Annotated in this window: 20 protein-coding genes and 1 pseudogene; 9 read left to right on the top strand and 12 right to left on the bottom strand. The window is 55.9% G+C overall.

What is annotated here, in order from left to right; genetic code table 11:
• Positions 1-58 precede the first annotated feature (58 nt).
• Positions 59-337 (bottom strand): 30S ribosomal protein S20, encoded by a 279-nt coding sequence (gene rpsT, locus AC0T4W_RS17740; RefSeq protein WP_136663161.1) that lies wholly within the window; start codon positions 335-337, stop codon positions 59-61.
• 177 nt (positions 338-514) lie between these two features.
• Between rpsT and murJ the strand changes: the two genes are divergently transcribed.
• The 8 genes and pseudogenes from murJ (at position 515) to ispH (ending at position 8,603) form a co-directional block, all read left to right on the top strand.
• Positions 515-2,059 (top strand): murein biosynthesis integral membrane protein MurJ, encoded by a 1,545-nt coding sequence (gene murJ / locus AC0T4W_RS17735; protein WP_476321205.1) that lies wholly within the window; start codon positions 515-517, stop codon positions 2,057-2,059.
• Positions 2,060-2,135: 76 nt separating this feature from the next.
• Entirely contained in the window at positions 2,136-3,062 is a 927-nt protein-coding gene (gene ribF / locus AC0T4W_RS17730) for a bifunctional riboflavin kinase/FAD synthetase (protein WP_476321203.1), read from the top strand.
• A gap of 48 nt (positions 3,063-3,110) precedes the next feature.
• Positions 3,111-5,942, top strand: a complete 2,832-nt coding sequence (gene ileS / locus AC0T4W_RS17725) for an isoleucine--tRNA ligase (protein ID WP_476321201.1) — start codon at positions 3,111-3,113, stop codon at positions 5,940-5,942.
• A gap of 203 nt (positions 5,943-6,145) precedes the next feature.
• Positions 6,146-6,649 (top strand): signal peptidase II, encoded by a 504-nt coding sequence (gene lspA / locus AC0T4W_RS17720; protein WP_476321199.1) that lies wholly within the window; start codon positions 6,146-6,148, stop codon positions 6,647-6,649.
• Positions 6,642-7,088, top strand: coding sequence for an FKBP-type peptidyl-prolyl cis-trans isomerase (locus AC0T4W_RS17715; RefSeq protein ID WP_476321197.1), 447 nt, complete (start codon positions 6,642-6,644; stop codon positions 7,086-7,088). Before lspA ends, AC0T4W_RS17715 begins: the two co-directional genes overlap by 8 nt.
• Before the next feature lie 30 nt (positions 7,089-7,118).
• The gene (gene relB / locus AC0T4W_RS17710) at positions 7,119-7,313 is read left to right on the top strand and encodes a type II toxin-antitoxin system RelB family antitoxin (protein WP_476321195.1); all 195 of its coding nucleotides are present in this window, start codon (positions 7,119-7,121) and stop codon (positions 7,311-7,313) included.
• Positions 7,313-7,595, top strand: a pseudogene (locus AC0T4W_RS17705) (type II toxin-antitoxin system RelE/ParE family toxin). Before relB ends, AC0T4W_RS17705 begins: the two are co-directional and overlap by 1 nt.
• Before the next feature lie 60 nt (positions 7,596-7,655).
• A complete protein-coding gene (ispH, locus tag AC0T4W_RS17700; protein WP_476321193.1) occupies positions 7,656-8,603 on the top strand; it encodes a 4-hydroxy-3-methylbut-2-enyl diphosphate reductase in 948 nt (315 codons plus the stop codon).
• 51 nt (positions 8,604-8,654) lie between these two features.
• Here the strand turns inward: ispH and AC0T4W_RS17695 are convergent, their stop codons facing one another.
• From AC0T4W_RS17695 to AC0T4W_RS17660, 8 genes are all read right to left on the bottom strand, one after another.
• A complete protein-coding gene (locus AC0T4W_RS17695) occupies positions 8,655-9,098 on the bottom strand; it encodes a type IV pilin protein (protein ID WP_476321191.1) in 444 nt (147 codons plus the stop codon).
• Positions 9,098-13,393 carry a pilus assembly protein gene (locus AC0T4W_RS17690; protein ID WP_476321189.1) on the bottom strand — a complete coding sequence of 1,432 codons (4,296 nt, stop codon included), beginning with the start codon at positions 13,391-13,393 and terminating at the stop codon, positions 9,098-9,100. Before AC0T4W_RS17690 ends, AC0T4W_RS17695 begins: the two co-directional genes overlap by 1 nt.
• A gap of 14 nt (positions 13,394-13,407) precedes the next feature.
• On the bottom strand, positions 13,408-13,746 hold the full coding sequence (locus tag AC0T4W_RS17685) for a hypothetical protein (RefSeq protein ID WP_476321187.1): 339 nt from the start codon (positions 13,744-13,746) through the stop codon (positions 13,408-13,410).
• Between the two features lie 17 nt (positions 13,747-13,763).
• Complete coding sequence (locus tag AC0T4W_RS17680) at positions 13,764-14,267, bottom strand: pilus assembly PilX family protein (protein WP_476321185.1); 504 nt, start codon at positions 14,265-14,267, stop codon at positions 13,764-13,766.
• Between the two features lie 78 nt (positions 14,268-14,345).
• Positions 14,346-15,074: a PilW family protein gene (locus tag AC0T4W_RS17675; protein ID WP_476321183.1), complete on the bottom strand. Its 729-nt coding sequence runs from the start codon at positions 15,072-15,074 to the stop codon at positions 14,346-14,348.
• The gene (pilV, locus tag AC0T4W_RS17670) at positions 15,071-15,667 is read right to left on the bottom strand and encodes a type IV pilus modification protein PilV (RefSeq protein WP_476321181.1); all 597 of its coding nucleotides are present in this window, start codon (positions 15,665-15,667) and stop codon (positions 15,071-15,073) included. The genes AC0T4W_RS17675 and pilV overlap by 4 nt, the downstream gene beginning before the upstream one ends.
• Positions 15,654-16,172, bottom strand: a complete 519-nt coding sequence (locus AC0T4W_RS17665) for a GspH/FimT family pseudopilin (RefSeq protein WP_476321179.1) — start codon at positions 16,170-16,172, stop codon at positions 15,654-15,656. Before AC0T4W_RS17665 ends, pilV begins: the two co-directional genes overlap by 14 nt.
• Before the next feature lie 79 nt (positions 16,173-16,251).
• Positions 16,252-16,767, bottom strand: a complete 516-nt coding sequence (locus AC0T4W_RS17660; protein ID WP_476321177.1) for a GspH/FimT family protein — start codon at positions 16,765-16,767, stop codon at positions 16,252-16,254.
• On the opposite strand from AC0T4W_RS17660, the gene thiO reads away from it, so the two are divergent.
• The gene (thiO, locus tag AC0T4W_RS17655) at positions 16,766-17,941 is read left to right on the top strand and encodes a glycine oxidase ThiO (protein WP_476321176.1); all 1,176 of its coding nucleotides are present in this window, start codon (positions 16,766-16,768) and stop codon (positions 17,939-17,941) included. The genes AC0T4W_RS17660 and thiO overlap by 2 nt on opposite strands.
• 240 nt (positions 17,942-18,181) lie before the next feature.
• Here the strand turns inward: thiO and AC0T4W_RS17650 are convergent, their stop codons facing one another.
• The 3 genes from AC0T4W_RS17650 to AC0T4W_RS17640 are packed head-to-tail and all read right to left on the bottom strand — an operon-like array spanning position 18,182 to position 21,346.
• Positions 18,182-19,519 (bottom strand): sigma-54-dependent transcriptional regulator, encoded by a 1,338-nt coding sequence (locus tag AC0T4W_RS17650; protein WP_476321175.1) that lies wholly within the window; start codon positions 19,517-19,519, stop codon positions 18,182-18,184.
• A 2-nt stretch (positions 19,520-19,521) separates the two neighbouring features.
• Entirely contained in the window at positions 19,522-21,111 is a 1,590-nt protein-coding gene (locus tag AC0T4W_RS17645; protein WP_476321173.1) for a sensor histidine kinase, read from the bottom strand.
• Positions 21,101-21,346 (bottom strand): PP0621 family protein, encoded by a 246-nt coding sequence (locus AC0T4W_RS17640; protein ID WP_476321171.1) that lies wholly within the window; start codon positions 21,344-21,346, stop codon positions 21,101-21,103. Before AC0T4W_RS17640 ends, AC0T4W_RS17645 begins: the two co-directional genes overlap by 11 nt.
• Positions 21,347-21,460 lie beyond the last annotated feature (114 nt).

Raw genomic sequence — 21,460 nt, 5'->3', positions numbered from 1 at the left:
CAATAAAAAACCGGCGATTAAGCCGGTTTTTAAGAACAATCAGCGTGTCGCTAACAGCTTAGGCAGCTGCAGCTTCGCCCAGGGCCTTAATATGACCATTCAGGCGGCTCTTATGACGAGCGGCTTTGTTCTTGTGGATGATGCCTTTGTCGGCCATACGGTCGATTACCGGCACAGCCAGGGTGTAAGCAGTAGTAGCAAGAGCTACGTCTTTGGCTTCGATAGCCTTGACGACGTTCTTGATGTAGGTACGGACCATCGAGCGCTGGCTGGCGTTATGGCTACGACGCTTCTCAGCCTGTTTTGCGCGTTTTTTGGCAGAAGGTGTATTGGCCACCGTCAAGCTCCTCGAAAAAATTCTGGGGGTTACAAACAAATAAGGCCGCGAATCATGCCGATATGAGGGAGTGCTGTCAAGCCTGTTGGCTTTTCCCTGTGCTGGCCTGACCAGCGGCAGATCGCTACACTCGTCGCCTTTGCGCGCCAGTGCTTGTTTGCGGAGCCGGGATATTACATGAATTTGCTCAAGTCGTTGGCCGCTGTCAGCTCCATGACCATGCTTTCGCGTGTATTGGGCTTTGTCCGTGACACCATCATTGCTCGCACCTTCGGCGCTGGCGTGGCCTCGGACGCTTTTGTGGTGGCGTTCAAGCTGCCCAATCTGTTGCGTCGTATTTTCGCCGAGGGCGCATTTTCCCAGGCATTCGTACCGATTCTGGCCGAGTACAAGACCCAGCAGGGCGATGAGGCTACGCGTACCTTCCTGGCGTACGTGACGGGGCTGTTGACTCTAGTGCTGGCGCTGGTGACTTTTATCGGCATTCTTGCGGCGCCATGGATCGTTTGGGCCTCCGCGCCAGGTTTTGCCGATGATGCGGAACGCTTTGAGCTGACCACTGATCTGTTACGGGTCACCTTTCCTTATATCCTGCTGATTTCCCTGTCCTCGCTGGCCGGGGCGGTGCTCAATACCTGGAACCGCTTCTCGGTGCCGGCCTTTGTGCCGACGCTGCTTAACGTCAGCATGATCGTCTTTGCCCTGTTTCTAACGCCCTATTTCGATCCGCCGATCATGGCCCTGGGTTGGGCGGTATTGGTCGGTGGCCTGGCGCAGCTACTGTTCCAGCTGCCTCACCTGCACAAGATCGGCATGCTCGTGCTGCCGCGCCTGAACCTCAAGGACACCGGCGTGTGGCGCGTGGTCAGGCAGATGGGGCCGGCGATTTTTGGCGTGTCGGTCAGCCAGATTTCGCTGATCATCAACACCATCTTCGCCTCCTTTCTGGTCGCAGGCTCAGTGTCCTGGATGTACTACGCCGACCGTCTGATGGAATTGCCCGCCGGTGTGCTGGGCGTGGCGCTGGGCACCATTCTGTTGCCGGCCTTGTCGAAAACCCATGCCGGCGCTAGCCGCGAGGACTATTCCAAGCTGCTCGATTGGGGCTTGCGCCTGTGTCTGGTGCTGGCGCTGCCCAGTGCGGTGGCCCTGGCGATTATTTCCGAGCCGCTGATCGCCTCGCTGTTTCAGTACGGCAAATTCACCGCAGCCGATACCTTGATGACCCAGCGCGCCTTGATCGCTTATTCGCTGGGCTTGGTCGGTATTATTCTGGTGAAAATCCTCGCGCCCGCGTTCTATGCCCAGCAAAACATCAAGACCCCGGTGCGTATCGGCCTGGTCACGCTACTGGCGACCCAGGTGATGAATGTGTTGTTTATCTTTGTGATTCCCCTGGCCCACGCCGGCCTGGCGCTGGCCATCGGCCTGGCCGCCTGTCTGAATGCGGGGCTGCTGTATTGGCAGTTGCGCAAGCGCGACATGTTCCAGCCGCAGCCGGGCTGGGCGTTGTTCCTCGGTAAGCTGTTGCTGGCGTTGCTGGCGATGGCGGCTGTGCTGCTGCTCAGCATGCAGCAGCTGCCGGCCTGGGCGGACGGCACCATGCTTTGGCGTTTGTTACGCCTGGGTGGGCTGGTGGGTGTGGGCATGCTGGCCTATTTAGGCGTGTTGGCGTTGCTGGGCTTTCGCTTGCGGGACTTTGCGCGGCGCAGCTCCGTCTAAAAGCCGCTGATTTGCCGCCTGTTGTCCGCTGCCCGGTGTGCGTATAATCGGCCACTTTATGAGCAAGAAGCGCGTTATGCAGCTGGTTCGAGGCCTACACAATCTGCGGCCCCAGCATCGGGGCTGTGTCGCCACTATCGGTAATTTTGACGGCGTCCATCGTGGTCATCAGGCCATCTTGGCGCGTTTGCGTGAGCGTTCCGCCGAGCTTGGCGTGCCCAGCTGCGTGCTGATTTTCGAGCCGCAACCGCGCGAATTCTTTGGCCCGGATACCGCCCCGGCGCGCTTGACCCGCTTACGCGACAAGCTCGCCTTGCTCGCTGCCGAAGGCGTCGACCTGGTGCTATGCCTGAGCTTCAACCGGCGTTTGCGCGAGCTGTCCGCCGCCGAGTTTGTGCAGAAAGTGCTGATCGATGGCCTGGATACACGCCATCTTGAGGTAGGTGATGACTTCCGTTTCGGCTGTGATCGCGCCGGCGATTTCGCCTTTCTGGCCGAGGCCGGTGAGCGCGAAGGCTTTAGCGTTGAGGCCGCCAGCACGGTTGAGCTGGATGGCATTCGCGTCAGCAGTACGCGGGTGCGTGAAGCCCTCGATGCAGGTGATTTTGCCCTGGCGCAGCACCTGCTCGGCCGTCCCTTCCAGATCGCTGGACGGGTGCTGCACGGGCAGAAGCTGGGCCGTCAGCTGAATGCCCCGACCGCCAATGTGCAACTTAAGCGCAAGCGGGTGCCGCTCAAGGGCGTGTATCTGGTCAGCACCGAAATCGATGGAACGAGCTGGCCCGGCGTCGCCAATATCGGCGTGCGCCCTAGTGTTGCAGGTGACGGCAGTGCCCACCTGGAAGTGCATGTGCTGGATTTTGCCGGTGATTTATATGGCCGGCGTTTGACGGTGGCTTTCCACCACAAGCTGCGTGATGAGCAGCGTTTCGCCTCCCTTGAGGCATTGAAGACGGCAATTGCTGCCGATATTGCTGCCGCCCGTGCCCATTGGCGCGTTTAAGCACCCAGCATCAACTGCTCGGTGCCAATCGCTTACGAAGAGCCTGAAATGACCGATTACAAAGCCACGCTAAATCTGCCTGATACCCAGTTTCCGATGAAGGCCGGCCTGCCGCAGCGCGAGCCGCAGATTCTGCAGCGCTGGAACGAGATTGGCCTGTATCAGAAGCTGCGCGCGCAAGGCGAAGGCCGGCCCAAGTTCGTCCTGCACGACGGCCCGCCCTATGCCAACGGCAGCATTCATATCGGTCATGCGGTCAACAAGATCCTCAAGGACATCATCACCCGCTCCAAGACCCTGGCCGGCTTCGACGCCCCCTATGTGCCGGGCTGGGACTGCCACGGCCTGCCGATCGAGCACAAGGTGGAAACCACCTTCGGCAAGAATCAGCCTGCCGACCTGACCCGCGAGCGCTGCCGCACCTATGCCGGTGAGCAGATCGAAGGGCAGAAGGCCGACTTTATCCGCCTCGGCGTGCTCGGCGACTGGGACAGCCCATACAAGACCATGGATTTTGCCAACGAGGCGGGTGAAATCCGCGCATTGGCTGAGATGGTCAAGCAGGGCTTCGTGTTCAAAGGCCTGAAGCCGGTCAACTGGTGCTTCGATTGCGGCTCGGCGTTGGCTGAGGCCGAGGTCGAGTATCAGGACAAAAAGTCCGACGCCATCGACGTGGCTTTCGTGGTCGAAGATGCCGACAAACTGGCCGCCGCCTTCGGTCTGGCCAGCTTGCCGAAGCCTGCTTCAATCGTGATCTGGACCACCACGCCCTGGACCATCCCGGCTAACCAGGCGCTGAATGTTCATCCCGAATTCAACTACGCCCTGGTCGATACCGGCGACAAGCTCCTGCTGCTGGCCGAGGAGCTGGTCGAAAGTTGCCTGGCCCGTTATGGCCTGCAGGGCGAAGTGATCGCCACCGCGCCAGGTGCGGCGCTGGAGCTGATCCGCTTCCGCCACCCGTTCTATAAGCGTTTTGCTCCGGTCTATCTGGCCGAGTATGTCGAGCTGGGCGCCGGTACCGGTATCGTTCACTCCGCCCCGGCCTACGGCGAGGACGACTTCCGTTCCTGCAAAGGCTACGGCATGAGCAATGACGACATCCTCAGCCCCGTGCAGAGCAACGGCGTATACGTCAGTGACCTGCCGTTCTTTGGCGGCCAGTTTATCTGGAAGGCCAACCCGGCCATCGTTGCCAAGCTGGAAGAAGTCGGCGCGCTGCTCAAGCACGAAGCCATCCAGCACAGCTATATGCACTGCTGGCGGCACAAGACCCCGCTGATCTACCGCGCCACCGCGCAGTGGTTCGTCGGCATGGATAAGCAGCCTAACGAAGGCGACACCCTGCGTGAGCGCGCGCTGGCCGCTATCGAGCAGACCGCATTCGTTCCCGCCTGGGGCCAGGCGCGCCTGCACAGCATGATCGCCGGCCGTCCGGACTGGTGCATCTCGCGCCAGCGTAACTGGGGCGTGCCGATCCCGTTCTTCCTGCACAAAGCCACGGGCGAACTGCACCCGCGCAGCGCCGAGCTGATGGAAATCGTTGCCAAGCGTGTCGAGCAAGAGGGCATCGAGGCCTGGTTCAAGCTGGACGCCGCTGAACTGCTCGGTGATGAAGCCGCCCACTACGACAAGATCAGCGACACCCTGGACGTCTGGTTTGACTCCGGCACTACGCATTGGCACGTGCTGCGCGGCTCGCACAACCTGGGTCATGCCAGCGGTCCGCGCGCCGATCTGTACCTGGAAGGCTCCGACCAGCACCGTGGCTGGTTCCATTCATCCTTGCTTACCGGCGCAGCCATCGACGGCCACGCGCCGTACAAAGAGCTGCTGACCCATGGTTTCGTGGTCGATGAGAACGGCCGCAAGATGTCCAAGTCCCTGGGCAATGTGGTCGCGCCGCAGGAAGTGAACGACAGCCTGGGTGCCGATATCCTGCGCCTGTGGGTGTCGTCCACCGACTACTCCGGCGAGATGGCCGTATCCAAGGTGATTCTCCAGCGCAGCGCCGACTCTTACCGGCGCATTCGCAACACCGCGCGCTTCCTGCTCTCCAACCTCAGCGGTTTCGACCCGGCGCAGCATCTGCTACCGGTCGACGAGATGCTGGCGCTGGATCGCTGGGCGGTGGATCGCGCGCTGCTGCTGCAACGCGAAATCGAGGAGGCCTACGACAGCTACCGCTTCTGGAACGTCTACCAGAAGGTGCACAACTTCTGCGTGCAGGAGCTGGGCGGCTTCTACCTCGACATCATCAAGGACCGCCAGTACACCACTGCCGCCGACAGCGTGGCGCGACGTTCCTGCCAGAGCGCGTTGTTCCATATCGCCGAAGCCCTGGTGCGCTGGGTCGCCCCGGTGCTGTCCTTTACCGCAGACGAGCTGTGGCAGTACCTGCCGGGCGAGCGCAACGAGTCGGTGATGCTCAATGGCTGGTATCAGGGCCTGAGCGAACTGCCCCAGGATTTCGAGCTGAGCCGCGAGTTCTGGGAGCGGGTCATGGCGGTCAAGGTCGCGGTCAACAAGGAAATGGAAGGGCTGCGCGCGGCCAAGGCCATTGGCGGCAACCTGCAGGCGGAAGTCACCCTGTATGCCGAAGACAGCCTGATTTCCGACCTGAGCAAACTCAGCAATGAACTGCGTTTCGTGCTGATCACCTCCACCGCAGCGCTGGCTCCCTTGGCCGCTGCCCCGGCCGATGCCGTGGAAACCGAAGTGCCAGGCCTGAAGCTGAAAATCGTCAAGTCCGGCCACGCCAAATGCGGCCGTTGCTGGCATCACCGTGAGGATGTCGGGGTGAACCCGGCGCATCCAGAAATCTGCGGTCGCTGCGTGGACAATATCGAAGGCGCGGGCGAGGTTCGTCATTATGCCTAAGCCACTGCGCACCGCTTTGCTCCCTCTCCCCCCGGGAGAGGAGCCGGGGGTGAGGGCCGCTTTTGCGTAGGAGCCAGCTTGCTGCGGTCCGGCGTCCCGGCGATTCTCGGAATAGCGCCAGAAGGTAGGATGGGTGACAACCCATCGCTGCAGTCTGCGCATTTGATGGGTTATCACGCATCCTACGAGTTCGGGGGTCGCCTATGACCTCCCGCTTCGGCAAGCTGCCCTGGCTCTGGCTGAGCCTCGTTGTGTTCGTGATCGATCAGGCCAGCAAGTTCTATTTCGACAATGCCCTGAGCATGTACCAGCAGATCGTGATCATTCCCGATTACTTCAGCTGGACTCTGGCTTATAACACCGGCGCAGCCTTTAGCTTCCTTGCCGATGCGGCCGGTTGGCAACGCTGGTTTTTCGCCGCGATTGCGGTGGTGGTCAGCGCGGTGCTGGTGGTCTGGCTCAAGCGTCTGAAACCCGGCGAGAGCTGGCTGGCCCTGGCTCTGGCGCTGGTTCTGGGCGGCGCGCTAGGCAACCTGGTGGACCGCGTGGTATTCGGCCACGTGGTCGACTTTATTCTGCTGCACTGGCAGCACCGTTGGTATTTCCCTGCGTTCAATGTCGCCGACATGGCGATCACCGGCGGCGCGATTCTGCTGGCACTGGATATGTTCAAAAGCGAGAAGTCTGGAGAAAAAGCTCATGACTGACGTACGTATCGGCCCGAACAAGGAAGTCACCCTGCATTTCGCCCTCAAGCTGGAAAACGGCGATGTGGTCGACAGCACCTTCGACAAGAAGCCCGCCACCTTCAAGGTGGGCGATGGCAACCTGCTGCCTGGTTTTGAGCAGGCCATCTACGGGCTCAAAGCGGGCGACAAGCGTAGCCTGTCGATCAGCCCAGAGCAGGGCTTTGGTCAGGGCAATCCACAGAATATCCAGGTCATGCCGGGCAGTCAGTTTCAGGATATGGAGCTGTCGGAAGGTCTGTTGGTGATTTTCAATGATGCCGCCAATGCCGAGCTGCCAGGCGTGGTCAAAGCCTTTGATGACAGCCAGGTGACCATCGACTTCAACCACCCTCTGGCCGGCAAGGCGCTGAGCTTTGAGGTGGAAATCATCGAGGTGAAAACACTTGATACGGTATAGACTGACTGCCTAACACGGAGGCCGCCCAGCATGAGCGCGCAACTTTCCCCCATCGTGTCCGAGTTCGAGACACAGGAGCAGGCGGACAGCTACGATCGTTGGTTCCGCCGCAAGGTGCAGGAGTCCCTGGACGATTCGCGCCCTGGCGTTCCACATGACCAAGTGATGGCTGAAATGGAGGCCATCATTGCCGAGGCCGAGGCCCGTCAGCGGGGCCGCAGCTGATGCTGCCGATCGTCTGGCGCGGCAGTGCCAGAGCCGACCTGGCGAAAATCATCCGCTACATCGCTGACGAAGACCTCCAGACCTCCAGACCGCCAGGCTGCTCAAGGACCGCTTGGAGTCGGCCGTTCTGCCGCTGGCCGAACACCCATACTTGTATCGTTCCGGACGGGTTCCCGGCACCCGGGAACTGGTCGCCCATCCCAACTCTGTTCTGTCTACCGAGTGGCAGCCGACTGCGTAGAAGTGGTGAGCGTCCTGCATTCCCGCCAGGAATATCCCTGATCACTTGAGCTTCATTCCGTGCAGGCCATACCCATCACGGTGCATACCGAGACAACCACCATGTATATCAAACTCGCCAATCCCCGCGGCTTCTGCGCCGGTGTCGACCGCGCCATCGAGATCGTCAATCGTGCCCTGGAAGTTTTCGGCCCACCCATCTATGTGCGACATGAAGTGGTGCACAACAAGTTTGTGGTTGAAGACTTGCGCGCGCGCGGCGCCGTATTTGTCGAAGAACTGGACCAGATTCCTGACGACGTCATTGTCATCTTCAGCGCCCACGGCGTCTCCCAGGCTGTGCGCAGCGAGGCCGAACGTCGTGGCCTGAAGATTTTCGACGCCACCTGCCCGCTGGTGACCAAGGTGCATATGGAGGTGGTGCGCTACAGCCGCGAAGGTCGCGAATGCATCCTGATCGGCCACGAAGGCCACCCCGAAGTCGAAGGCACCATGGGCCAATACGACGCGAGTAACGGCGGCACCATCTACTTGGTAGAGGATGAAACTGACGTCGCCGAACTGCAGGTGCGCAATCCAGAAGCGCTGGCTTTCGTTACCCAGACCACCCTGTCGATGGACGACACCAGTAAAGTCATCGACGCCCTGCGCAGCAAATTCCCCGCCATCGGCGGCCCGCGCAAGGACGACATTTGCTACGCCACCCAGAACCGCCAGGACGCGGTCAAACAACTCGCCGCCGAATGCGACGTGCTACTGGTTGTCGGCAGCCCCAACAGTTCCAACTCCAACCGCTTGCGCGAACTGGCCGAACGCATGGGCACGCCTGCCTATCTCGTCGATGGGGCAGAGGATCTAAAGCAGGAATGGTTTGCGGGCGTGGCGGGTATTGGCATCACGGCGGGTGCATCGGCACCTGAGGTGCTAGTGCAGGGGGTCATTCAGCAGCTAAGCGAATGGGGTGCAACAGGCGCACAAGAGCTGCTGGGGCGGCCGGAGAATGTGACGTTCTCGATGCCCAAAGAGCTACGGGTAATTGCAAGGCAATAGTCCGCCTTCCATCAAAAATGAAAAGGCCAGCATTAGCTGGCCTTCTTTTACTTACCAACAGGTAGCTGCCGCCCCTGTGCCGCCTAAAATCCCTTTAACTCCGCGACTATTTAGAGTGAGCCTGCCACAAACAGTGTCGGCAGCCTGGGAGCCCTGTGGTGTAGCAGTCAGCAATACGCAGTTTGCAATAGGTATTCCGGCAGCACAAATGCCGGCTGTTACCAAGTAGCGCCCATCCTCCGATGGGGCTGCAGCATTTAATGCGACTCCTGTATAGGCAAGGCCTCCGACACCAAGGTTCGCTGTATAGGTCTGGTTTTGTGAGTAAAAACGCTCTTGCATTTGCATCGCTTCTAACAGCTTTGCTTGGCCCTCACTTCTACCACTTTTTAACATGTACGCTCTGTAATTCGGGATCGCAATTGCCGCCAGTACCGCGATGATTGCTACCACGATCATCAGTTCAATAAGGGTAAAGCCTTTCTGGCGTGGCATTAATTCTCTCTCCAGTATGTGGATTTCAAACCGCCTGCTTTGGGATCACAAAAAAGCTTGTTCTTTTTGCAGGCGATAGTGAGGGCAGGAGCATTGCCTCCTCCAGAGCTATCACATTGCTCTGCCCCGCAAAGTAGTCCAGGCCTCCCGTCTTCACGCAGTACTACGGCGGGTTTTGGTGGTATACCGCCATGCACTAGGTCGAAACTGCGCTTGTCATTAGTAACATCATTAATTGTCTCAGTGAAAATGGAGGTGGCGTCAGCCAGGCTTAGTGCATAAAAGCGGCCTTGGCCTACGTCAGGACCGCAGGTGGTTACTTGTTGGCCGCTTGGGCGGAATGTCGAAAAGAAAAGAGACCCGCGGAAGCTAATAGAGCTTGAGAGTACTTTTTCGCCAAGAGGGAAGCGGATAAACCAACCTTTACTGTTATTGAGTGCAACTAAGTCAGGGGTATAGGTGTCGCCAGGGCTCAACTGCGCATAAAGTGCATTTATTTCGCTACGCAATGTTGGGATTTTACTTACTGCCTCTTGCCGACGTTGCTCAATTAAGAAATTGTAGACGTCGAATGCGCTGAGCGGTGGTGTAGTATCAGCAGCGGTTGCTTCTGCTATCTGAGCGGCGTCTAGGGGCGGTGTAGTGCCATCATAGGCTATGTCGCTGATGGCTGTAAGGTCCGCCAGTAATCCTGAGGCTGCGCCGCTTAAAGCGAGGATTTCTGCTTGAAGTGCATTCAGGCGTCCGACCTCGCTTACTAACGGTGCGCTTACAGCGAGACTGTCAGTGAGACTTTTTCGTGTGCCGGCTTCTACAGACAAAAGTTCCGCATTTGTTCCAGTATCTACCGCGTTTTGGTTAAGCTGAGAAGTTAAGTTTCTTATATCGGTCTTGAGTACGTTTAGCGCGGTCTTTTCACTGGTTACGTTTGCAGCATCATTATTAAGTAGTGTCTGGAATATGCTGTTTTGCAGTATAAGCATTTCGTTTAGTTTGCTGTCTAGTGAGCTTTTATTCTCAATAAGTTGTTGGCGTTGTACAAATGAGCTTGAGGCTTCATACGCTGCTGTACTGCTCGCCAGGTCGGCTTCCAGTGCTGTGGTATCTGTTGTGCCGTTAGCTCTTGCTGTGGTGAGTGCCTGTTCTGCGAGTAAAACGCTTTGATAAGGTGCGTCAGGTATTGTGTTAAGCACTTGCAGGTTGAGCTGGAATTGTCCCCAGTCGCTGCTATTGCTATTGCTAAGTTGCTCTTGTAAAAAGTCATCGGCATTCGAAGCTGTAACAGCTGTAAGTGTTTTTAATGATATAAGTCCATCGAGCGTTTGAACGATTAGATTGTTGAGCTGAGTGCGAGCGTCCATTTCTGCTGCATGCTCAACAATAAAAGGGTCGTTGCTAATAATGTTGTCGATAGAGGTTTGTTTGCTATTTATTTCATTGTTGGTCTCTAATAAATTTTCTTGTTTTGTAGTGTAGCCTACAGATGCTTGGTAGTTTAATAAGGCGTCGCGTGCAGCTGTCTCTGCTGCTGTCAGTGACGATATTTGCGCTCGCTTGGTGTTGATAGAGTTTTGCGTGGTAGTTGCTGTGGCGCCGCTGGTATCGATGCTGCTCACATCAACCATGTCGGCCTCAGTAACGGTAGTGTAGGTTGTTGGTCTTGTGTATACGTCTTTGTCACGTATTACATAAAACCGATCAATAGTGTCTTCGTTTAGTGGGTGCCCACGATAGCCGGTACCGATGGATATAGTGTAGTACGGCTGTGCTCCACGCTCTTTGATGAGGGCAACATCTGGTGAGTTATAAAAACGACGGTTGTCTTGGGCGGTTACTCCTCCGAATTGGGCAACTCTCCCGCCAGTCGCAAAATCATCTGCGTTTGTGCTAAGAGGGTTTAGATCAAAACGGAATATTTGTCCGCGAGTATCAGCGGCAAAAACAGTATCAATAACACCGTCGCCGGTTATATCAACCAGAGTAGGATCTGCGGGTATGCTGTTAGTCATGGTGCTGAGCTGCAAGTTCGCAGGTACGGTTTCGCCCGGTACTGGCGTAGGGCCAGCCATCCAGAGTCTTTCGCCTGTATTGGCGTCTGCCACATATATTGCATTACCGTAGCTGTCGTTGCTCGGTGTGTTCGGAGTGTCGTCATCCTGGTTAACGTCATAGCCGCCAGTGAAGATAAGTACGTCACGCGGTGAGCCATTCCATAAAACCTTGCTAACTTTTGGAGTCGACCATGTTTGACCAAGCCGTTGGTAAGCGGTTCCTGTAGTGCCACCTATAATTGCCCATTTAAGTTTAGGGTCTATTGTCGTTGGATTGCCAGACGCGCCAGGACTAACGTCTAAGGCATAATAATTACGGCCACCACGGCCCATGCCTGCATAGAGAAATACTTGCGTAACAGGGCGGAGCTTGGTGGTAGTGTTGGTAGTGCCATAGGTGACTTTTAAATCAAATTGTCCATCAATACCATATCTCTTGCTAGCGCTACCTTTAGGGTTGTCGTAATAGGCTTTTAGATTGGGTAACAGTTCTTTTGGTATATAAACGAAAAGTTCGTTGCCGCTTTCTGGGTCAATGGCTGCTATGTGGCCTTCGTTGGTGCCGTAGAAAAGTGCTAGCTTATCTTTGCTAACTCCTGCTCCAACGCGGGTCAGGTCTTCGTCGCTTACATATGCCACAACTTTGGGGGCGTTATGCAGTACGTCGGCTACTTGTAGTCTCGGGGGCGCGCCAGCAATACTTGGGTCGCTACCACGAGCCCAGCTGATAAGTTTGTTTCTGTAGTTGTCAGACATCGTCGCATCGCCCAGCAATGTTTTTGAGACATTGGCAGCGCTAAGCGCATTAGTTGATAAGGTGAGATTGATCGGGGTGGGCGGGGTTGGCCCTGCGAGTGGTGTTGTGCCGGTGTAAGTAAATATTTTGCGTGTGTCTGGGTTTGTTAGTTTGCTTGCCGCGCCTCCGCTTTCGGCGTTTCTGCCGTCGGCTGAAGGGCTCCAAAAACTTTGCGCGGTATCTTTGAAGAAACCTGTTTCCGAGTCTACGGCATTGTTTCCGTTGGCGTCGGTGACAATAAGATTTCCTGTGGATGCGTCGGTTGTGGCTTTATATTTTTTAACATTACCTACCCAGCGAGCGCCTTCAGCAGGGCGGAAAAGTGCATAGTACAGATCATTGCGATAGCCAAAGTTGCTGTAAGCGCTTACAGACACTGTTGGCGTAGTGAAGGATGTGTTCTCTGCAAGAATATCTACGACAATAGATTTTAGTGCTGAGACTAAGCCCGATGTATCCCCTGTGGTAAAAAACTTACCGCCACCATAGTCGGCTGTATCTTGTAGTAATTGTGAGTTACCAATGTTTCCGAAGCCAACAGTGTACGTGTTGATGGTTTGTTTGCCAGCGGCTGGTGAGTTGTCTTGGTTGGCAAGGTATTCAGACAAGCCGGGCATCCAGCAGCCATCAGCGGCGACACCATCAGTGGGATAGTTTCTATTGCACGATGTATATTGAGTGTTCTTTCCTGAAACCAAAGTTTGGATTGTAGAGTTGCTGCCTACATCTCTATTGGGAAGGCCGTCAGTCAGTACGATGATGTTGGATTTTTGACAGGAGTTTTCAATTGGTGATTTATAACTGCTGCCTGTGTATGCAGCGCTGTCACTTCTCCACGGGTCAAGCGTTATGGCGCCTGTTGTGTCTTCTATAGCCCCGCGTGAGCTGTTGCCATAGCGTGGCGTTTCCCCGCGAAGATACAACGCTGCTTCATGATAGCTTTCCAGTAGCGGGGTGGCGCCGCTGGCGTAATAGCGACTTAACTGTGTTTTGAATGCATTGGCGGCAGTACCCGCTCTACTGACTGGCACATTGATGAAGCCGCCATTGCTATTTGAGTCAAAACGGGCAAGGCCGATATTGGCGTCGTTCGAAACAGCTAGCTCATCGACAAGTTGGCTAACGACCTGTTTTACAACCTCCATACGGGTGAGTGCGCCTTTGTTCCTAGAGAGGTTTTTTGTGGTGCGCGTGCACCAGTTTCGAGGAGTCTCTCCATATGAGGCGGGTACAACCAGTGCTTTACAATTTGTACCAGGAACGCCGTTTAACATCGATCCTGATGTGTCAATAACAAACATGATGTTAGGGCGAACGCGCTGATCCGCAGGTAAGTCGCGGGTCAGATAGATTTCTGTGTCATCGGCAAACGTGAGTCCACTTTGCAGAGATAGAAAGAGGTAGGTGAATGCGAATACGCTGGTTGAGGTGTTAGTTTTGTTTATCATGGCTGTGCCTCAATTCACTGCAGCATTAGTCTGGTTGCAACGGGTGGTTTGCCTGGCATGAAAAATACTGCACCCTGCCAGTCAATTTTGAAGCCGAGATCTTGCGTGCTTACTAGGTCGCCATTGAGGCGAAGCTCGGTCGTTTGATCAATCTCAATGCGTACTGCTTGGCAGGTGCTGCATGCGGTTGCGAGGGCGTATCCGTGCGCGCGATCTGTTCCTGCTGTGGGTTCAATATTAAGTATGATGTTAGCAAATTCGATGTACTTTTCTTCTTGCTGACTAGCAGGTGCGCTGGGGTGTACGCTAATCATTATGAATAATGAAATAAAAAGTTTTAATGTATTTGTCATGGGTTATAGCTCCGTGATTATTTGGGTGTGGACATGACAAGTCCACCAACTTGTTCTGAGTATGCCCCGCTTGCTAATGTAGAGCGGGTGTTTAGCTCGAATTGATTGCAGGTAAAGCTACCGGCGGAAGTTCCTTCGCCAAAAATCATGCAGTCGACAATACCGAGCGAATTGACTGTGCTCACTTGCGTAAGTCCCGTTGCGCTAATTTGTGGCAATAGTGCTAGCGCCTGGCGGCGATCTGGGAATCGGGGTATTGGTTGGTTTGGCCTGCTCATCGACAGCTGAAGCGGTTCTCTGTTAGCTATGTTGCCATCCATAACTAATTGCTGAGCATTTAGTTCGCTCTGTGCGAGCTGAAAAGACATGCCCCTAAACTGGCTATTGCTGGCCATGCGCTCGCTTGAAGTTGAGAGCCTTACTGCTGTGATGCCTGCAACAGTTAAAATCAGGAGAAAGATCAGTGCCACAATTAACGTGGCACCTTGTTCTTTCCGATGAGCTCCAGGTGTATGTAGCATGTTGGCCTCAGTACACATTATTAAAGTGAATGGTTGTTGAGAAGATTTGCCGTGCACGACTGTCATCTGCGTCGGGTGTTATGGGGGGGCATCAAGCAGATAATAATTACGCTGAGGTGGTTGTGGTGTAGTTGGGTCAATGCTGTTGGCTAGGACTGCTACACGGACTGCAATAACATCTTTCCAGCCATTTAAAAGATCAACTCTGTCTGCAGATACAAATTGTCCTGCACTGAGTGGGCTGTTATTTGAGGGGAGTCCGTAGAGCACTTGCAGTGACTCTATCCCGTCAATTAAACTTTGGTTTTGTGTAATCCATGCGCTGGTTGTTCTGTTATATGAGCTGCAGGCAAGGGATGGCTGGGGATTGTTTGCATCTGCTGGCATGATGAAATATGAGTTAATGACAACAGAGTTTGCAGGTACGATGCTGCCGGCGCAATCACGTAAGTTCCCATCAATTAATACCGGTTCTGCAGAAAAACTTATACGGTCAGTTGCTCCGTTTACAGCGCAAGGATTGCTGGCTGCTGAGCCTTTTCCACAACTTATTGGTTCAACTGGGAATGGGCGAGGCAATGGGGAGCCTGGGGATAGATAGCCTGCTTGGCGTGCGCTGGTTGCGATGAACTCTAGCGCAAAACGCCCGTTTTCCTGAAGTTTTGTCATTGCCTCATTTGTGGTGAATGTCTGGCGGCTTGATAGGAATACTTGGCTCACTCCCAGCAGTAATATCAATCCAATTACCATTGCTACCATAAGCTCGATCAGGCTAAATCCGCGCTGGCTTTTAATACAGTGTTTCATCGCAGGACCTCCAGTTGAGTCGATAGGTTTTCTCCCGTCGTAACTCCTGTAGACGATCTGGAGCCCATGCTCAGCCAGCTAGACGTTATTCTTAAACCATTACCTTGAGCAGTGACTGCCAGTGGCGGTGCGGCTCCCGCAGGTCTGGTGAGGAAGTCTCGGCTGCTATATCTGCCATTAGCGGCATTTGCATTTCCTTGATAGGTTGGTGTGCTACTGTAGGGGCACTGTGCCTCCCATAGGTCAAAGGCCGCCATTTGGGTTGCGTTGCATACGGTTGCATTTACTTTGGAGGCTGCAACCGGATCGTAATAATCCGAACATATGTTGGGCGGAAGGCTTGCGCAGTCAACATTGGCCGCAGCCGCTATATAGATCGCATTGCCTGCCTCTGCATTTGCGCGCATTCTTTCGGCGAGCTCTTGGCTTATCCACACGGCTTGAGAGCGTTGACCGCTGTCAGCAGTACTTTGTAGTGCATTTACTTGTAGTCCGGCGAAGCCCAAAAGGCCAACTGCGAATATAAGCAACGTGATTAAAACCTCAATTAATGAAGATCCGTTGCTTGAGTGCCTGAATTTAACAGTCAACATCAGGTTTCACCTTTTTTATTGAGGCTTTTCCTAGCCCGTTGAGGTTAATGCAGCGGGCGTCATCACTTGTGGCCGACAGGCGCGTAGAGCTGATTTTGAATGGCGAGGCACTGCCTGGGTCCAATAGTGTGCCGTCGCGTCGAAACGTTAAGCGATTGCCTGCTTGTAGGTAAGTTGACGTGACGTTTATATCGCTGGCTTTGGGCTGGTAGCTTGCTATCACATCTGCATGATTGCAGTTGTTGATGCTTGTGAGGCCAATGCACCAGCCATTACTCCAGCCTGTGACGGCATTGGTCAGAGGAATGACTACTATATTTGCATTGCGTTTACTCGCTTCGCTGCGCGCAAAGGCCAATGCGCTAATTAGTTCACTGGCCTGCCCAGAGACCCGCTGGGTCACAAGAAATTGCGTGAAGTTAGGTATTGCGATACCCATCAAAACCGCCAGTATTGCTATCGCAATAAGCAGCTCTATTAGAGTGAAACCGTATTGTCGTTGCATGTAAAAGCCCCTTTTCCCTAGCGTTAACCATAATCCGCAAGGCTGGCGGGGGCAACAGAGGGGGGACGTTCGGCGCTAGTCAGGGTATGGGCGGTTCTTTTGGTACGATAACCTTGGGCTTGCCAAGGCGGCTGATGGTCAATTGCATCCTTTTTTCGCCGTTGCTTATGCTGAATGTTCCATTACTGACAAAAGTAATTCCTTGGCGATTGAAGTGCAGGCTGTTGCCGCTACCCATCCCGCTCCAGCTGATTTTTACTCGTTTCGAACGGCTGAATGTGCTCAGTAGCACATCACCATCGTCAAGGCGTCTATTTCCGTTGGCGTCAGTGAACGCACTTATGTCCTGCTGCCAGTCTTTTGAGCAGTTACCGACTCTCGAAAGTGGACAGACTGAAACGCGCACCTGTTGAGATAGCGCGTGGTATCTTGCCTGCTGTGTGAGGCTGAATAGGCCATTTGTTACGGAAGAAAGTTCTATTTTTTGATGCAGTGAAGCAAGGGTTGGTACTGCTGTAGATACGAGTATGGTTAAAATGCTTAGAGATAATAAAAGATCAGTAATGCTTAAGCCTGTTACATTCCGTTGATACATGGTTTTCTCCCTGGTCCATGGGGTACCCTTCATTAAAGATGATTATTCAGGAGTTGCCAATGTGGGCTGCTATGAGCGGTATGTTGTCGTAGGGGGCGGTGTTATTGGCATGCTTTCTGCTTTGACACTGGCGAAAAATAGTTGCCGCATTGATGTTGTTGAGCGTGGTCTTGTGGGTGCTGAGTCCTCCTGGGCCGGCGGCGGAATCGTCTCTCCGCTTTACCCCTGGCGTTACAGCCCTGCGGTAACAGCACTCGCGCATTGGTCGCAGGATTTTTATCCGCGCTTGGGTGAGCAGTTGCTGGCGCAGACGCAGATTGATCCTGAGGTGTATGTCAGCGGGTTGTATTGGCTTGACCTTGATGATGAGGCTGATGCGCTTGCCTGGGCGCAGCATGAAAGGCGGCCGCTGCAGCGTGTGGATGTTGCGGCGGTAGAGCGGGCGGTGCCGGCTTTGGCTAAGGGCTTTGGGCGGGCAGTGCAGATGTCGGATGTGGCGAATGTGCGTAACCCGCGTTTGGTCAAGGCGCTGCGGGCGGCGTTGCAGCAGATGCCGAATGTCACCTTGCATGAGCACTGTGCGGTCAGTGGTTTTATTCGTGAGGGTGGGCGTGTCACGGGTGTGCACACGGCGCAGGGTGATATGTATGCCGATCAGGTGGTGCTGACTGCTGGTGCCTGGAGTGGCGAGTTGATGAAGACTCTGGGCATTGAGTTGCCGGTGGTGCCGGTCAAGGGGCAGATGATTCTGTACAAGTGCGGCGAAGACTTTCTCCCGTCTATTGTGCTGGCCAAGGGGCGTTATGCGATTCCGCGTCGTGATGGCCATATTCTGATAGGCAGCACGCTTGAGCATGCGGGCTTCGATAAGACGCCGACCGCCGAGGCGCTGGCGAGCTTAAAAGCGTCTGCTGTCGAGTTGTTGCCGGCGTTGGCGGATGCCGAGGTGGTGGGGCATTGGGCGGGGTTGCGGCCTGGTTCGCCTGAGGGCATTCCGTTTATTGGCCCGGTGCCGGGGCATGATGGTTTGTGGCTGAACTGTGGGCATTACCGCAATGGACTGGTGCTGGCGCCAGCTTCGTGCCAATTGCTGGCGGATTTGATGTTGGGACGTGAACCTATCATCGATCCTGCACCTTATGCGCCGACTGGGCGGGTGGCTTCGGCGGGTTGAGTGTTTCACTGGGAGGGACGCGCGGCTAAAGTCCCATTTATCAAAAAAATAACTCATTGTTTTATATAAATAAATTAAATCCGCACAAAGACCTGTAGGAGCGGGCCATGCCCGCGAAACGCATCGCGGGCATGGCCCGCTCCTACAGGTACCTACAAGCCGAAAGACGCAATTGCCCCCGTTTGCTGCGTGACAGCGCGGCGTCTGGACGACGGGGATCTCCCGCAATTGATGCTCGCTTTAGTCGATACCCAGTTTCTTTAACCGATAGCGCATTGAGCGAAAGCTCAGGCCCAGGCGTTGGGCGGCGGCGGTGCGGTTCCAGCGGGTTTCTTCCAGGGCTTGCATGATCAGTTTGCGTTCGATGCTTTCCAGGTGGTCTTCCAGGTTGTCGATCTGCGCCAGGCTGGTTTCGCCGTTTTCGCTGACCGGTACGCTGTCGGCCAGGCGCAGATCGCAGGTAGTGATGCGGTCGTCTTCGCACAAGGTGTAGGCGCGTTCGAGCATGTTCTCCAGTTCGCGCACGTTGCCTGGGAAGCGGTAGCTCTTGAGTTTCTCCAGCGCGTCGTCATCCAGTTTGGCTGGGCTGAGGCCGGTGCCGTCAGCCAGGCGCTTGAGCATGATGTCGGCGAGCAGGGGGATGTCTTCGCGGCGTTCACGCAGGGCGGGCACGCGTAACTCGATCACGTTGAGGCGGTAGTACAGGTCTTGACGGAAGCGCTCGGCGGCGACCTCGGCGGCCAGGTCCTTGTGAGTGGCGCAGAGGATGCGCACATCGACGATCAGCTCTTGCTGGCCGCCCACGGCGCGTACGGCTTTTTCCTGAATGGCGCGCAGCAGTTTGACCTGCATCGGCAGCGGCAGGTCGGCGACCTCATCGAGGAACAGGGTGCCGCCGTTGGCAGCTTGGAAAAGCCCTTGCTTGTCTTCGACGGCGCCAGTGAAGCTGCCTTTCTTGTGGCCAAAGAACTCGCTTTCCATCAGTTCGCTGGGAATGGCGCCGCAGTTGACCGGGATAAAGGGTTGTTCGCCGCGCGAGCCTTGCTCATGTATCAGGCGGGCGACCAGCTCTTTGCCGCTGCCGGATTCGCCGCTGATATACACCGGGGCCTGGCTGCGGGCCAGCTTGAGGATCTGTTTGCGCATGACCTTCATTGGTGGTGAGTCGCCGAGCAAGCGGCTATCCACCGGCATTTCTTCGCCATCGGCGCTGCGCAGGCGTAAGGCGGCGGCGACTAGTTCGCGCAGGCGACCGAGGTCCACCGGTTTGGTCAGAAAATCAAAGGCGCCGGCTTTCAGGGCGTTGATCGCGGTATCGAGGCTGCCGTAGGCCGTGATCATCGCCACCGGCACTTGCGGGTGGCGCAGCAGAATATGCTGCACCAGCTCCAGGCCTGTGCCGTCCGGCAGGCGCATGTCGGTCAGACACAGGTCGAAGGGCTCTTTGGCCAGCCACTCGCGGGCTTCCTTGACGTTGCGCGCGCTGCGGGTGTCGAGCTTCATCCGCCCCAGGGTGATTTCCAGGAGTTCGCGAATATCGGGTTCGTCATCGACGATCAGGGCTCTCTGGCGGGTCATGGTCAGCTCAGTTTGCGCGGGTGGGCGAAGGTGATGCGTAGGCAGCTGCCGCCACCTTCACGAAGTTTATAGTCGAGACGTGCCTGATTGCTTTCGCACAGTTCGCGGGAAATATACAGGCCTAGGCCGGTGCCTTTGTTTTCTGTGGTGTAGAAGGGCTCGAACAGGTGGTGCAGTTGTTCTTCGGCAATGCCGGGGCCGTCGTCCAGTACTTCGAGCACCGGCAGCTCGCTCTCCGCGTCGCGGAACAGCTTTAGCCAGACTTGTCCTTGCTTGTTCTTTTGCGCGCTGTAACGCAGGCCGTTTTCCACCAGATTGCTCAGTACCTGGGTGAGTTGATGCGGGTCCATGCGAGTTTGAATACTGCCGCTGCAGGTTTCCAGGTGCAGAGTCTGGCCAGGGGCGGCGCTGCTGCGGAACTCGCTGGCAAAACGGTGCAGCCAATACTTCAGGTCAAGCAGCTGCGGTTCGGCCTGGCGGCGCCGCGACAGTTGCAAGACGTTTTCTATCACCAAGTTCATTCGTCGCGAGTGATCCTGGATGATCTGCGCCAGACGCAGGTCCGGGCCTTCCAATTCTTCTGACTCTTGCAGCAGCTGTGCGGCGTGGCTGATTGCGCCCAGCGGATTGCGAATTTCGTGGGCGATGCCGGCAGTCAGGCGGCCTAGGGAAGCGAGCTTGAGCTGTTGCGCCTGCTGGGCGATTTGCGAAATGTCATCGAGGAATATCAGCGTATGTTTGTGCTCGCCGCGCTGCAGTGCAATAAAGCTAGGCTGCAACACGCGACTATCGGGCGCCGCTTGCAGGCTGGCGGGACGCAGGCTGGGGTTGTGTGACCATTGCTGCATGCGCTTGATCAGTTCCGGGCAGTGCGGGTCGAGAATTTTGCCGGTCAGATCGGCATGCCCCAGCAAGTGGTTGGCGCCCTGGTTGGCTAGTAATACGCGGTGTAATTCATCCAGCACCAGAATGCCGGTGCGCATGCGTTGCAGGATCAGCGCGTTGAGTGCTTCCAGGTTGGCGACATCGGCTGCGCGCTGCTCGGCCAGGTTTTCGCTGGCTTGCAGCCGGCGCGTCAGGCCCTGCACAAACAGTGCGGCGGCGAAGCACAGTGCGCCGAGTGCTCCGGCCTGGACGTACTGTGCCGCCGCAGCCGGTCGGCTAAGGCTCAGGTAGACGGTCAGATAGATCATGCCTGTTGCGGCGACGGCGGCAATTAGCAGGCCGATACGGCCACGCAAGAGGATATTGGCAATCGCCACGGCGACTATCAGCAGGTTGCCGATGCCGCTGGGTGTGCCGCCTGCGGCATAAAATAGGACGCAGAGCAGAATCACATCGACCAGTGCCAGGCTGAAAACCTGCGTCAAGCCCTTGGGGCGACGCACGGTGGCGATGATCAGGACGTTGAGTATTAGATACAGCCAGCTGCCATTGCGAAATAGCGTCGGGTGCATCATGTCCAGCAGTTCGCTGTCCAGATTGCTGGAGACCAGCAGCGCTAGGGTGATGCCGATAACCAGGCGGTACAGGTGATAGAGCCGCAGAATTCGTCTACTTTGCTCCCCGCTCAGGGAGAAATCAGCGCTCACCGGAATGTGGGCCTTGTTCTAGGTGTGCTTGGCTGCAAAACCACTGTTCGCCTTTTGCCAGCGCGTGATCGCGCGGTACATGAGTGCCGCAGTGCTCGCAGCGCACCATGGGGGTAGGCGTTGCGCTGGTTTTGCGGTCTTCGCTGCGAGGGGCTGCTGGCCGAGTAAAGCGTCGCCATAGCCAAAATGCAGCCGCAATGACGGCAATCCAGAACAGTAAGCGGAACAGGCCCATGGCGCTCTCTTTTTATCGGTGAGCGGGCAGTTTAGCTAACCCGCCTGTATGCGCCCAGTGTTGAAGCAGTGTGCCAGTTGCGCTTTTGCACAGAGGGCGTCAGCTGGCTAGCGG

The sequence above is a fragment of the Pseudomonas sp. C7.1 genome (assembly GCF_056312395.1).
Note: the sequence above shows the minus strand (reverse complement) of the source record. Positions and strands in the feature narration are given on the sequence as shown.